Source organism: Streptomyces tamarix (assembly GCF_032423885.1).
GTDB lineage: Bacteria > Actinomycetota > Actinomycetes > Streptomycetales > Streptomycetaceae > Streptomyces > Streptomyces tamarix.
Genome location: NZ_JAWCTQ010000002.1, coordinates 171,740 through 184,294, shown reverse-complemented (window position 1 = coordinate 184,294; position 12,555 = coordinate 171,740). Strand labels below are relative to the sequence as shown.

Annotated in this window: 9 protein-coding genes and 4 pseudogenes; 7 read left to right on the top strand and 6 right to left on the bottom strand. The window is 71.7% G+C overall.

What is annotated here, in order from left to right; all coding sequences use genetic code 11:
- Positions 1 to 80 precede the first annotated feature (80 nt).
- Positions 81 to 437 (top strand): annotated as a pseudogene (locus tag RND61_RS02925) (transposase); the annotation flags it as partial.
- A gap of 108 nt (positions 438 to 545) precedes the next feature.
- Here RND61_RS02925 and RND61_RS02920 read toward each other — a convergent pair.
- Positions 546 to 1,471, bottom strand: a pseudogene (locus RND61_RS02920) (alpha/beta fold hydrolase); the annotation flags it as partial.
- Positions 1,472 to 1,837: 366 nt separating this feature from the next.
- On the opposite strand from RND61_RS02920, the gene RND61_RS02915 reads away from it, so the two are divergent.
- Complete coding sequence (locus RND61_RS02915; protein WP_315876027.1) at positions 1,838 to 3,472, top strand: ABC-F family ATP-binding cassette domain-containing protein; 1,635 nt, start codon at positions 1,838 to 1,840, stop codon at positions 3,470 to 3,472.
- 77 nt (positions 3,473 to 3,549) lie between these two features.
- Positions 3,550 to 3,707 (top strand): annotated as a pseudogene (locus RND61_RS02910) (ATP-binding cassette domain-containing protein); the annotation flags it as partial.
- 327 nt (positions 3,708 to 4,034) lie between these two features.
- Here the strand turns inward: RND61_RS02910 and RND61_RS32615 are convergent.
- Positions 4,035 to 4,097, bottom strand: a pseudogene (locus tag RND61_RS32615) (hypothetical protein); the annotation flags it as partial.
- On the opposite strand from RND61_RS32615, the gene RND61_RS02900 reads away from it, so the two are divergent.
- Complete coding sequence (locus RND61_RS02900) at positions 4,074 to 4,322, top strand: hypothetical protein (RefSeq protein ID WP_315876124.1); 249 nt, start codon at positions 4,074 to 4,076, stop codon at positions 4,320 to 4,322. The pseudogene RND61_RS32615 and the gene RND61_RS02900 overlap by 24 nt on opposite strands.
- 48 nt (positions 4,323 to 4,370) lie before the next feature.
- Here RND61_RS02900 and RND61_RS02895 read toward each other — a convergent pair whose 3' ends face one another.
- The 4 genes from RND61_RS02895 to RND61_RS02880 form a co-directional block, all read right to left on the bottom strand.
- Positions 4,371 to 5,645, bottom strand: coding sequence for a beta-ketoacyl-[acyl-carrier-protein] synthase family protein (locus RND61_RS02895; RefSeq protein ID WP_315876026.1), 1,275 nt, complete (start codon positions 5,643 to 5,645; stop codon positions 4,371 to 4,373).
- A complete protein-coding gene (locus tag RND61_RS02890) occupies positions 5,638 to 6,846 on the bottom strand; it encodes an MFS transporter (protein ID WP_315876025.1) in 1,209 nt (402 codons plus the stop codon). Before RND61_RS02890 ends, RND61_RS02895 begins: the two co-directional genes overlap by 8 nt.
- A 97-nt stretch (positions 6,847 to 6,943) precedes the next feature.
- Positions 6,944 to 8,155 carry a 5-aminolevulinate synthase gene (gene hemA / locus RND61_RS02885; RefSeq protein WP_315876024.1) on the bottom strand — a complete coding sequence of 404 codons (1,212 nt, stop codon included), beginning with the start codon at positions 8,153 to 8,155 and terminating at the stop codon, positions 6,944 to 6,946.
- Between the two features lie 29 nt (positions 8,156 to 8,184).
- A complete protein-coding gene (locus RND61_RS02880; protein WP_315876115.1) occupies positions 8,185 to 9,699 on the bottom strand; it encodes a 3-hydroxyacyl-CoA dehydrogenase in 1,515 nt (504 codons plus the stop codon).
- A 1,094-nt stretch (positions 9,700 to 10,793) separates the two neighbouring features.
- On the opposite strand from RND61_RS02880, the gene RND61_RS02875 reads away from it, so the two are divergent.
- The 3 genes from RND61_RS02875 to RND61_RS02865 all read left to right on the top strand — a co-directional run bounded on the left by RND61_RS02875 (position 10,794) and on the right by RND61_RS02865 (position 12,518).
- Entirely contained in the window at positions 10,794 to 10,895 is a 102-nt protein-coding gene (locus RND61_RS02875) for a DnaJ C-terminal domain-containing protein (RefSeq protein WP_315876114.1), read from the top strand.
- 715 nt (positions 10,896 to 11,610) lie between these two features.
- The gene (locus tag RND61_RS02870) at positions 11,611 to 11,955 is read left to right on the top strand and encodes a hypothetical protein (RefSeq protein ID WP_315876023.1); all 345 of its coding nucleotides are present in this window, start codon (positions 11,611 to 11,613) and stop codon (positions 11,953 to 11,955) included.
- Positions 11,956 to 12,224: 269 nt separating this feature from the next.
- Positions 12,225 to 12,518, top strand: a complete 294-nt coding sequence (locus RND61_RS02865; protein ID WP_315876022.1) for a hypothetical protein — start codon at positions 12,225 to 12,227, stop codon at positions 12,516 to 12,518.
- Positions 12,519 to 12,555 lie beyond the last annotated feature (37 nt).

The window sequence follows — 12,555 nt, the reverse complement described above, 5'->3', positions numbered from 1 at the left end:
CGACCTGACGACCACGCTAGGAATCCGGAGCCGTCCGCGAATCACCCGCACGTGGACAGCTCCTGTAGCTCTCGTGGGGGATGCGCCTCGGAAAAGGATCAGGCACCCGTACGAGAGCCGGGCACCATGACCGGCGCGAGTACGAGAACCGGGTCAGCACGCTCACGCCAACTGCCCGAGCGCGACCGGCTGGTCATGCCGCCGTGGGAGGATCCGGCCGCGGTGATGACCGACCTCCTCACGTCGGGGGCGCTCATCGTGGTTCCTCGGGGTCGTCTGCACCCGGCTGCTGGGCGCGGCACGACCTGCGGGAGATCGTCAACGCGATCCTGTACGTCAACCGCACCGGCATCCCGTGGGAGTACCTGCCCCACGACTTCCCGCCGTACAAGACCGTTTACGACCCCTACGCCAAGTGGGAAGCCGACGGCACCACCCAGCAGGTCCACGACCTGCTCCGGGACGAGACCCGCCGACCCCACGGCCGCAACCCCCGGCCGACCGCGGCCATGATCGACGCGCAGAGCGTGGAGACCTCGGCAAACGTGGACGAGACCAGCCAGGGCGCGGTGTTCGTAGGGGCCGGTGAAGTGGTGCCGGTGGGTCGAGCCGTCACCGGGCGGGGGTGAAGGGATCGAGGGCCGGGTCGAGCGCGATGGCCGGAACCCCGATGGAGGGCCGGGCGGCAAACCGCCTCTCGTAGCGGTCGAAGCGGCGATCACCCTCGAACAGGCCGATACGCCAGCGGTAGTTGTAGAGGACGACGGCCGTGCAGTCGGGGTTCTCGAAGGCCCTGGCGGTGCGCTCGAAGGCGGCGTCGTCGAAGTCCCAGCCGGGCGAGAGCAGCCCCCACACGTAACGGCACAGCGCGACGCGCTCGTCCGGGTCCTCCGTCGCCTTCCTGCCGCGCTCGGTGGCGAAGTGCCACTGGTACCACCAGAGGTGCTCGACGCCCGGGGCGGCGGGCTCCAGCTGGGACCGGCGGTGGGTGGTGAGGTAACCGCTGGTCGAGACGAGCGCCTTGACCCGCTCGGGCCAGAGGGCGGCGACGACGTCGGCGGTGCGGGAGCCCCAGTCGAAGCCGCCGAGCACGGCGCGCTCGATACCCAGGGCGTCCATGAGGGCGAGGACGTCGAGCGCGACGGCGGACTGTTCGGCGGTGCGCGGCGTGCGCCGGGACAGGAACCGCGCGGAGCCGTGGCCGCGCAGGCACGGCACGATCACGCGGTAGCCGAGGCGGGCAAGGAGCGGGGCGACGTCGACGTGGCTGTGGATGTCGTAGGACCAGCCGTGCGGACACAGGACGACCCGGCCCCCGGCGGGGCCGGCCTCGGCGTAGCCCACGTCGAGGACGCCGACCCTTACCCGCTTGAGGGTGGGGAAGGACGTGTGCGCGCCGGTGGCGCCTCCCGCCCGGACCGGGCGCGGAGGACGCGGCCGGGACGACGGCTACACCGACAGCCGCGGCCACTGCAGCCCCGCGTCCCGCGTCTGCCCGTCGCCCACGCTGCACCCGCGAGGTGCGGGGGGCGACCGCCGGCCGCCGGCATCCTCCCGGACCGGGGGCGTGCCGCCGGTGGGAAGGGGGCGACCCGCGGAGGCGGAAAATCCCGGCAGGTCCCCGAAAGGCTTTGTTAGCCTGGGAACGACGTTGACCGCGTATCGAAGGAGTCACAGACGTGGTGGGTGACGACGACATCTCCGGGTGAGATCCGGATCCGACGGCCACCGGGCGCGCCGAGGAGGCGCTGCTGAGGGGGCTGTCTCGTCGTACCCCCTTTCCGCACGTCTGCCCGGGGCGGAGCTGTCTTCGCCCCCGCCTTCACGAGGTCCTCCCATGTCCGACGTCTCCGTCGTCTGCTCGAACCTGTCCTTCGCCTGGCCCGACGACACCCCCGTCTTCCACGACCTGTCCTTCGCCCTGTCCAGCGGCCGCACCGGGCTGGTCGCGCCCAACGGCTCCGGCAAGACCACCTTGCTCAGGCTGATCGCCGGTGAGCTGCAGCCCACCGCCGGCTCGGTGTCCGTCGGCGGCACGCTCGCCTACCTGCCGCAGTCCTTGCCCCTGACCGGCGGCCTCACCGTCGCCGAGGTGCTGGGCGTCGCCGACGTGATCCGCGCCCTCGACGCCGTCGAGTCCGGCGACGTCGCCGAGGAGCACTTCGCCACCATCGGCGACGACTGGGACATCGAGGAGCGCACCCGCGCCCAGCTCGACCGTCTCGGTCTCGGCGGCCTCGCCCTCGACCGCCGCCTGGACACCCTCAGCGGGGGGCAGGTCGTGCAGCTGGGTCTCGCCGCCCAGCTCCTCAAGCGCCCCGACGTCCTGCTGCTCGACGAGCCGACCAACAACCTCGACCGCGACGCCCGGCACCGGCTGTACGACGTCCTCACGGACTTCGGCGGCCTGCTGCTGCTCGTCGCCCACGACCGCGCCCTGCTCGACCGCATGGACGGCATCGCCGAGCTCGGCGGCTCCCGACTGCGTCTCTACGGGGGTGGCTTCACCGCGTACGAGGAAGCCGTGCGCGCCGAGCAGGAGGCCGCCGAGAAGAACGTCCGCAACGCCGAGCAGGAGCTGAAGCGGGAGAAGCGGGAACTCCAGCAGGCCCGCGAGCGTGCCGAACGCCGCGCGAGCAACGCCGCCCGCAACCTCAAGAACGCCGGCCTGCCGCGCATCTTCGCCGGCAACATGAAGCGCGGCGCCCAGGAAGCGGCGGGCCGGGCGGGACAGATGCACGCGTCCCGTGTGGGCGAGGCCAAGGCACGCCTCGACGAGGCCGGCCGCGCGCTGCGCGACGAGCAGCGCATCACCGTGGACCTGCCCGACACCCAGGTCCCCGCCGGGCGCGACCTCTTCCTCGGCAAGGGGATGCGGGTGTGCCACGGCGGGAAGGACGTCTTCGCGGAAGGAGGCGTCGACCTCTCCGTACGGGGCCCCGAGCGCATCGCCCTCACCGGCCCGAACGGCGCGGGCAAGACCACCTTGATGCGGCTCGTCACCGGCGAACTCACCCCCGACGCCGGTGAGATCCGGCGCGGCGCCGGCCGCGTCGCCTACCTCTCGCAGCGTCTGGACCTGCTCGACCCGGACCGCACCGTGGCGGAGAACTTTGCCGCGTTCGCGCCCGAACGGCCGGAGGCGGAGCGGATGAACCTCCTCGCGCGCTTCCTCTTCCGAGGGGCCGGGGCGCACCTGCCCGTCCGCGTGCTCTCGGGCGGCGAACGGCTCCGGGCCACCCTGGCCTGCGTGCTGTGCGCCGAGCCGGCGCCCCAGCTGCTGCTGCTCGACGAGCCGACCAACAACCTCGACCTGGTGAGCGTGGGCCAGCTGGAGAGCGCGCTGGACTCCTACCGGGGCGCCTTCGTGGTGGTCAGCCACGACGAGCGGTTCCTCGCGGCGATCGGGGTGAACCGGTGGCTGCGGCTGGCCGACGGAAGGCTCACGACGACCGGAGCGCCGGCGGTGTGAGCCGGGCGCATCCAGCGGCCCGCGTCCGAGGCCCCGTGCCCGGCGGGCGGACCACCGATCACCCAGGACGGTTCCCCGTGCCCCGACCCGCTCTGCTCGCCCACGACCTCGTCCGCGATCTCGGCGGACGGCGCGTCCTCGACGGCTTCTGTCTCACCGTGTCCCCGCTCACCGGATCGGCCTGATCGGAGAGAACGGCGCCGGCAAGTCCACCCTGCTCAGGGTGCGGGCCGGCCCGGTCGAGCGCGGTCACGGCCTCGTCGGGGGCGCCGCTGAGGACCGCGCCGAGCGCAAGCGCGCATCCCAGGGGGAGCCGGTCTTCCGCTCGGACATCGACCGGTACCGGTCGGGACCGACCGCAACGGGGCCGTACCAGGGAAGCTCCTCGAAGCACAGGTCCTGCGCCTGGCCGGACACGAGCGCGGTGAGGATCCGGCACAGGCACCGGACAGCGCCCGCCGTGTGCCGGCCCGGGGTCTCCACGGGGCAGGAGACGGCCCGGGGCGAGGAGCGCGTCACCGGCCAGGACGGCCACCCCGATCCCGTAGGCCTTCCACACTGCCGTGCGCCGCCGCAGCGCGTCGGCGTCCATGCTGCCGTCGTGGAGCAGGGAGAAGGTGTGCACGAGCTCGACGGCCACGGCGCCGGGGACGGCGTCGTCGCCGCGCGCCCCGTCGACGACGTGCGGGTCCTCGGCCGACACGAGTTCGACCCGGAACAGGCGTACGGACGACGGCACCCCGGTCGCCCCGAGCCGCGCCCGATCACCTGCGGCGGCACCTTCCGCCGGGCGCTGGGCGCCCACACCGCGAACGTGGTGGTCCCCGCCCGCCTGACGGGCACCGGCTGACGGCGCGTGCCGTCGGCGGGGTGCTCCGGGGCGGCCGGGGCGCGGATCTCAGGCCGCCGCCCCCATCGCCAACACCGACGTCTGGCTTCCGAAGGCGAACGACATGGACACCGCGAGATCGAACGAGGTGTCGCGGGCGCCCTCCGCCACGTGGTCGTGGTCGCACTCCGGGTCGGGCGTCGTCAGGTTGATGGTCGGCGCCAACCGCTGGTGGTGCAGCATCAAAGCGGTGGAGGCCGCGTTGATGATCCCGGCCAGGCCGAAGGTGTGCCCGTAGATCGGCTTGTTGGAGCTGATCGGGGGCAGCGCCCCGAGGCCACGGTCGGGATACAGCGCGCGCAGGGCCCGGCTCTCGGCGAGGTCGTTGTAGCGGGTCGCGGTCCCGTGGGCGCAGAAGTAGCCCACCTCGTCCGGGCGGCGCCCGGCCTCCTCCAGGGCCTCCACCACCAGACCGGCGGTGACCTTGCCGGTCAGGTCCATGGTGGTGGGGTGGTCGGCCTCGTTCATCGAGGCGTGGGCGAGGACACGGGCGTAGACCCGGGCCCCGCGCCGCAGCGCGGTCGACTCCCGTTCCAGGCACAGCACCACGGAGCCCTCGCCGAGGGCGAACCCCTCGCGGTCGGCGCTGTAGGGGCGCACCGCGCGGGACGGGTCCTCGGACTCCGTGGAGAGCACACCGTTGCCCAGCGCCCGGTAGCAGTGCGCCACCTCGGGCAGGATGGGGAACTCGTGGCCGCCGACCAGGACGGCGTCGCTGCTGCCCGCCCGCAGTTCCCGCAGGGCCAGGCCGATCGCCTGGTGGCCGCCGACGCAGGCGTTGCTGACGGTCGTTACGAGGCCCTGGGCCCCGGTGTGGATGGCGGCCAGGCTGGCCGGGGTGCCGGGCAGCCCGCGGAACATGGCGCCCTTGTCGTCGTACGCCGTCGGGTCCTCGCCGCGCAGCACCGGCTGCCACCAGGAGAGCGGGCCGCGCGACGAGGAGAAGATCACACTGAGCCGCCGGGGGTCGACGTCCCCCTGGCCCAGCCCCGCGTCGTCGCGGGCCTGGACGAGCGCGGACATCGCGATCAGGATCTCCCGGCTGTACTTGCGGGCGTGGGAGGGGTCGAGGCCGGGCAGGCGAGCGGTGTGGTCGAAGTCGCGTATCTCGGCCGCCGCGTGCACGGGCAGCCCCTCGGCGGGGCCGTCGAACCGGGTGAGGGCCCCGATCTGGGACCGCCCGTTCGAGACGTGCTGCCAGAATTCCGCGGCCGATCCGGTACCGGGCAGCAGGGTGCCTATCCCGGTGATCACGACGGGGTCGTCGGCAGGTCGGTCAGTCATCGTCGGAAACTCCTTGCCGCGCGGGATCACTGCGTGTCTCCCGCGCTGGACCGGTGGGGGTGGGACGTCCGTAGGTGAGGGCCGCGACGGCGACGGCGACGGCCGCGAGGACGAAGGCGGGCACGGCGGTCGACTCGGGGCCCCAGGCGTTGACGAGGAGGCCGCCGACCGCGCCGCCGATGGCGATGCCCAGGTACAGGGCGGAGCTGTTGAGCGCCACGGTGAAGGGGCCGCTCGCCTCGCTGAGCGAAAGCAGCCGGTGCTGCTGGGGCACGAGGTACATCCACCCCGTGGCGCCCCAGACGAACAGCGCGACGCCCGCTCCGATCAGGGACCCGGACCACAGCGGCAGCAGGGCCAGGTCCACCGCCATGCCGCCGACCGCGAGCAGGAGCACCGCCCGGTTGCCCAGCCGGTCGGTGGCGATTCCGGCGACGGCGTTGCCCGCGACGGCGCCGACGCCGAAGACGAACAGCAGCACCGACAGCGCCCGCCCGCCGTGGGTGGTGTCCTGGAGCACCGGGCCGATGTACGTGTAGACCACGTGCTCGGAGGTGACGGCGAGCAGGGTGACCGACAGGGTGATCAGGACGGCCGGGTTGCGCAGGCCCGAGAGCCGTTCGGCCAGCGGGTGCCTGCCCGCGGGCGCCAGCCTCGGCAGCATCAGGGCCCCCAGCAGCGCGACCGCGCCCAGCGCGGCGACCGCCCACAGCGTGGCCCGCCAGCCCGCCAGGCCGCCGATCCAGGTGCCGATCGGCACCCCCAGCGCGGTGGCCACGGTCAGGCCGCCGATGACGATGCCCAGTGCCCGGCCCCTGCGCTCCTCGGGGACCAGGGACGCGGCGGCGGCGGAGGCCTGGGGCGTGTACGAGGCGGCGCCGAGCGCGGCGACGAACCGGCCCGCCGCGACCCATGCGTAGGAGTCGCCCAGTGCGGAGACCACGTTGCCGACGATGAACACCCCCAGTCCGTAGGCCAGTACGGTCCGGCGGGACAGCGAGCCGGTGATCGTGGCGCTGACCGGGGCGAACAGCGCGTACGTCAGGGAGAACACGGTGATCAGCTGACCGGCGGCACCGGGGGAGACACGGAGGTCGTCCGCGATCTCCGGCAGCACACCGGCGATCACGAACGCGTCCGTGCCGATGGCGAAGGCGCCCACCGCGAGCAGCCAGAGCACGGGTGGGGTGGTGTTTTTCACGGGAATCCTTGAAATCTCGTGTTCAGGTTCGGTCGCGGCCCCGGCACGAGCACCGTTCCGGAACTCGTGCCGGGGCGACGGCCGTTGGCCGGTGCGATCAGCGGCTGCGGGGAAGACCGGCCGCCGACCACACGGTATCGAGCGCCTCGACGAACACCTGGACGTCCTCGGCCGTGTGACGGGAGGTGGGCGTGACGCGCAGCCGCTCGGTGCCCTCGGGCACGGTCGGCGCGTTCACGGGCTGGACGTAGATGCCGTGGTCGCCCAGGAGCAGCGCGCTGACCTCCTTGTTGCGGTGCGGGTCGCCGACGAGCACCGGGACCACGTGGCTGTCCCGCGAGATGACCGGGATGCCCCGCGCGGCCAGTCCCTCCTTCAGTTCCGACGCGCGCGCCCGCGGCAGGTCCCGCTGGGTGGAGTCGTGGCGGACCAGACGCAGCGCGGACAGCGCGCCGGCCACCAGCGGCGCCGGGGCGGAGGTGCTGAAGACGAACGGGGCCGCGAAGGTCCGCACGCTGTCGATGACCGAGGCCGGCCCGGCGATGTAACCGCCGGCCCCGCCGAGCCCCTTGCCGAAACCGCCCTGGAAGACGGTGATCCGGTCGCGGACGCCCTGCTCCTCCGCGTAGCCGGAGCCCTCCTCGCCGTAGATGCCGACCGAGTGGATCTCGTCCAGGTAGGTCAGGGCGCCGAACTCCTCGGCGATGTCCACGATCTCCCGGATCGGGGAGAAGTCGCCCTCCATGGAGTACAGGGACTCGAAGGCGACCAGCTTGGGCACGTCCGGGTCCGTCTCCTCCAGCAACTTGCGCAGGTGGCCCGTGTCGTTGTGGCGGAAGATCCTCTTCTGTGCGCCGCTGTTGCGGACGCCCTGGATGATCGACGCGTGGTTCAGCTCGTCGGAGAAGATCACCAGCCCGGGTATGCGCCGGCCCAGCACCGACAAGGTGGTGTCGTTGGCCGCGAAGCCGGTGCTGAACAGCAGCGCCCGCTCCTTGCGGTAGAGCGAGGCGAGCTCGGCCTCCAGGTCCTCGTGGAAGGTGCTGGTGCCCGAGATGCTACGCGCGCCGCCGGTGCCCAGGCCCACGCCGCGCACCGCGTCGGCGACCGCGTCGATGACCGTCGGGTGGTGGCTCAGCGAGAGGTAGTCGTTGGAGCACCAGACGATGATCTCGCGCGGCCCGTCGGCGGCGTGGAGCACGGCCTGCGGGGCCGTCTCGGCGCGGCGCTCCAGATTCAGGTACGTCCGGTAGCGCCCTTGCTCCTTGGCCGACGCGATGTCCTGGGCGAGGTGTGACAGAGCCTGCATGGGTGGTGTTTCCCTTTCTGGCGTGGGGGTCAGGCCGCGAGCGGGCCGGTGCGCAACGCGCCGCGGCGCAGCGCGGGGGAGGGGCGGTAGTGCCCGTCCCGGTGTTCGTCGTCGAGGTTCTCCAGCAGGGCGAGGACCGAGGGAAGCCCGATCCGCTCGCCCCAGGCGACCGGCCCCAGCGGGTAGTTGGTGCCCAGGCGCATGGCGGTGTCGATGTCGGGGGCGCTCGCCAGGCCGTCGGCCACCGCGTCCAGCGCGATGTTGACGAGCATGGCGACGGTGCGGAACACCAGCAGCCCCGGGATGTCGTCCACCGTGCTGACGTCCTTGCCCAGCAGCTGGAACAGGCCCACCGCGGCGTCCCGCGAGGCGTCGGGCGCCCCGCCGCTCACCGCCAGGGCGGTACGGGAGGAGGTGGCGAAGTCCAGGCTCAGGTCGAACAGGACGACCGGGCGTTCCGTACGCCGGGCGTGCCGGTCGGCCGTGCGCCCGTCGGTCAGACGCAGCAGCGTCCCGTCGGGCAGCTCGAACATCCCGTCCAGCGCGCTGCCGGCGTCGGCCGCCACCCGCTCGACGGGGATCCCGGCCGCGACGAGCACGTCCACGAGCCCTCCGGCGGGCCCGGCGTCACCGTGCAGCCGTACCAGACGCGGCGGCGGTACGGACACCGGGGCGCGGGTGTCGGGAGCGGGCCGGGCGGCGCCGGGCCCGTGGTCGTAGAACCCCCGGCCCGCCTTGCGCCCCAGGTACCCGGCCTCCACCAGCTTGCGCTGGACGAGGGAGGGGGCGAAGCGCGCATCGTGGTGGAAGGCGCTCCACACCCCCCGGGTGACCGCTTCGTTGACGTCGTGGCCGATGAGGTCCATCAGCGCGCAGGGGCCCATGGCGAAGCCCCCCGACCCCGTGAGGACCGCGTCGATGGTGGCCGGTGACGCCGCCCGCTGTTCCCGGGTGCGCAGCGCCTCCCCGTAGAAGGGGCGTGCCACCCGGTTGACGATGAATCCGGGCAGGTCGGCGGAGAGCACCGGGGTCTTTCCCCAGCGTTCTGCGGTCCTGCGCAGGAAACGGGTGGTGCGCTCGGCCGTGGACGGCGCGGAGACCACTTCGACCAGCGCCATCAAAGGAGCCGGATTGAAGAAGTGCAGTCCCGCGAATCGGGCCGGGTTTTCCAGGCCGGCGGCGAGAGCGGTCACGGACAGGGAAGAAGTGTTGGTGGCGATAACGGCTTCCTCGCCCACGTGCTTCTCGATGTCCGCCAGAAGTGCGGACTTGGCCGCCATGTCCTCGTGCACGGACTCTATGACGAGGCCGGCCGATGCCGCTTCCGGTAATTCTTCCGAGGTGGTCAGCCGGTCCAGGGCGGCGAGCGCTTCCTCTTTTTCCAGCCGTCCCTTGTCGACCAGCCGGAGGATGCGGCTCTCGATTTCCTCCCGGCCTCGGCGGGAGCTCTCCGCGCGGCGGGTCAGCAGGAGCACCCGGTGGCCGGCGAGGAGCGCGACCTGGGATATCCCGGTTCCCATGGCGCCGGCTCCGACGACGGCCACAAGATCGCCCGGTTGCTTGTACAACTTCACAGGATTCCTCGAGGAGTGGGATTTTGCGCTGTGGCGTCCGACCTTCTGTGGCAGCACCTGCGGTCAACGTAATGCACCCTCTCGGCCATGGCCTGGGTGTGCAACATGTCGTTCATGGAAGGTTCATCGAAGGCTGTTCACAGGGGGTCCGTGAGGCATTGTCGATTTCCTTGCGCCGGGGTGGTGATCGCCCATCGTCCGGTCATGGAGTCCGATGGCACAGGAAACTGTGCGATGTTCCGGGCGGGGCGCAGGGGAGATCTCCGCGAGCAGGAGGAGAAAAGGCAATGCCGAACGGTGCCTTCGGTGGAAGAACCGGTTATGGGTCGATATTTTCCATAGCGTGTTCTTTTCGGTGCAATGGCGGTGGGGCGGCCGTCGGGAGGAGCCTGTTCCTTGAGCGGCGCGATCGGCCGGCCGCGAGGCGGCGCGCCGCTGACGGCTGGATTTCCACGGTCCGCGGGGCCCGCCGGGATGCCCGGGAACAGCCCGGAGTGTTCTGCGGCGCATCGGGCTCGTGGCGTCACGGGATTCGTGCCCGGCGCGTCGTTCACGTGCCGGGTGCTCCGGCCGGCCTCGTGGCTTTCCGTACGCGTGTGTCAGGACGGATTCGACCGGGCTCGTCCCGAATGGCGTGACGGGTACCCGTGCGGTGTGCCGCGCGGTGCGGCGCGTACTCGGAGGGGGAGTTGTGCGGGCAGGGCCGTGTTGGACGGCCGATACGAGTGGGTCGAGCCGATCGGCGCGGGTGGGTTCGGCCAGGTCCGGCGCGCGTACGATCCCGAGGTCGACCGGATGGTGGCGGTCAAGGTCCTCACCGACGACGGGCAGGCAGACCACGGTCGACAGGTGGCCCGCTTCGCCCGACAGCACCTCCGAGTTCTGGGTCAGCCCGCGCGAGGCCACCGACGGCGCGATCACCTCGCTACGGCTGACCACCCGCAAGACCTGCCCGGCCTGCGTCACCCGAATCGACAGGAGAGCGCCACCTACCTGCCCCACGTGCGAGGGGAAGGACCGGATCGTTCACCAGCGCACCATCCAGATCCGTATCCCCGCGGGGGATCAAGGACGGCCAAAGGATCCGGCTTCGCAAGCTCGGCGGCCCCGGCAAGAACGGCGGCACGCCCGGCGACCTCTACGTCACCGTGCAGATCGCCGACTGATCAGGCCGGCTTCCGCCGAGACGAGACACGCCCGCAAACATCCCCCGCAGCCACGCGCGGCGACCGTCGACGGCACCCTGGCCGCCCGTCCCCGACCAGGCCGGCCCGGAGGGCGGCCACGACCGCGACGGTGCCGGGGCGCCCAGCCCACGCACCCAGCGCCGGCCCCGGCGGCGTGGTCTCGGCCCCGGAATCCATGGCATCCGCTTGACCGGTCTCGGCTCCGGTTGCGGGGCAGGCAGGCGGTGGCCCAGCCGACCGCGTGGTGGTCTCCCGGGTGAAGGTGACGAGCTGCGGCACCCGGTACGAGGAGGGCGGCCGACGGCCAGGTCCACGTCGACTGCGCGCCGCCGCTCGGGGAGCCCTGGTTCGAGGATGACGACGCCCCCGACTACAACCCGATCTGCTCGTGCCCGCGCCTCCCGAAGCAGTTCTACACGGAGTGCGCCGGCTGCGGACAGTGCACCGGCCCGCACGTATGGCCACCACTCCCGAACTGATCACCGAACGTAACGAGTGAGGTGTCACGCCCCCTGTCACCCCGCCGTCGACCGTGTGACAGAAGCCGACCCAATGTCCCGATATGAGAGTGTTTTTGGGCAGGGGCCCCGTGTCATCGAAGATTAATCCATTGCCATCGAAGTTTGACTGCAAGCGAGGGTTGATGAGCAGCCGTATATCTCAAGGTGCACTGGTCGTCGGCACGATCGGGATCTTGATCAACATCGTGGACGCGATCGGGACGGGCCGCCTGGAACCGCATGATGCTTTTGCTGCGGTGGTGGCACTGGGTGCGGGTGGTGAACTGCTCAAAGAGCGGCGGCCCCGAGCCGCAAAGGTGTTGTATGCAATGACGTCGGTGCTGCTGGTGATTGCCGGATCCGTCGCGGGTGCCCAGGCATGGTCCTCGCTTTTCAGAGGCGCGACCTATGACTGGCTGGACCTCGGCTTCGGGGTTCTGATCGTGCCGTACGTTGCCATTACTGCAGGTCAGCTGCTCGCGCGTCTGTCCCGCGGAGCATCAAAGCCTCGTGTGAATGCCAACACCCTCAGCGAGTAGGGCCATTATCGATCACACTTCGTTGACAATGGGCCAATCTTCGTTGGCGCAGGACAGCGGGATCGGGGCTGAGAACCCCGTCCTGGGCCGGATCCCGCGTGGCAGCGTGACGCCCCACGTCGCGGCAGGCCCCCGCCGATCACGCACCGTGTCCTCCGCCAGGTCCGCGGTATGGAGTGCCTGTGCGGGCGTACGCCCAGATGTGACCTCCCGTCTGGCAAGCTATAGGACGCGGCAGATGGACGTCTCGCCGCAGGAATGGGGGGCTGGTGGAAGCGTTCGGCCGCGAACCGGCGGAGGTACGGATACCCCGTGCGGCCCTTGAAGCCCTGGCCGCAGCGCTGAGCGTGCGCACGGTGGCGATGCGCACCTGGCCCGACGGCATCGGGTGGATGTACCCGCTGGGCACGTGGGACGAGCCGCACCTGGAAGTGGCGCTCATGCCCGGTGGAGAAGAGGTGTGGCTGCGGATGTCCACCGACCGCTCCAGCGTCGCCGTGTGGACCATCGAACAGTGGTGGGACTTCGCCGGACAGCTGCCCGGGGCGACGCCGCCACCGTGACCCGGGCCAGACCCGCCGGTGCGGGTGCGGGGCTTCG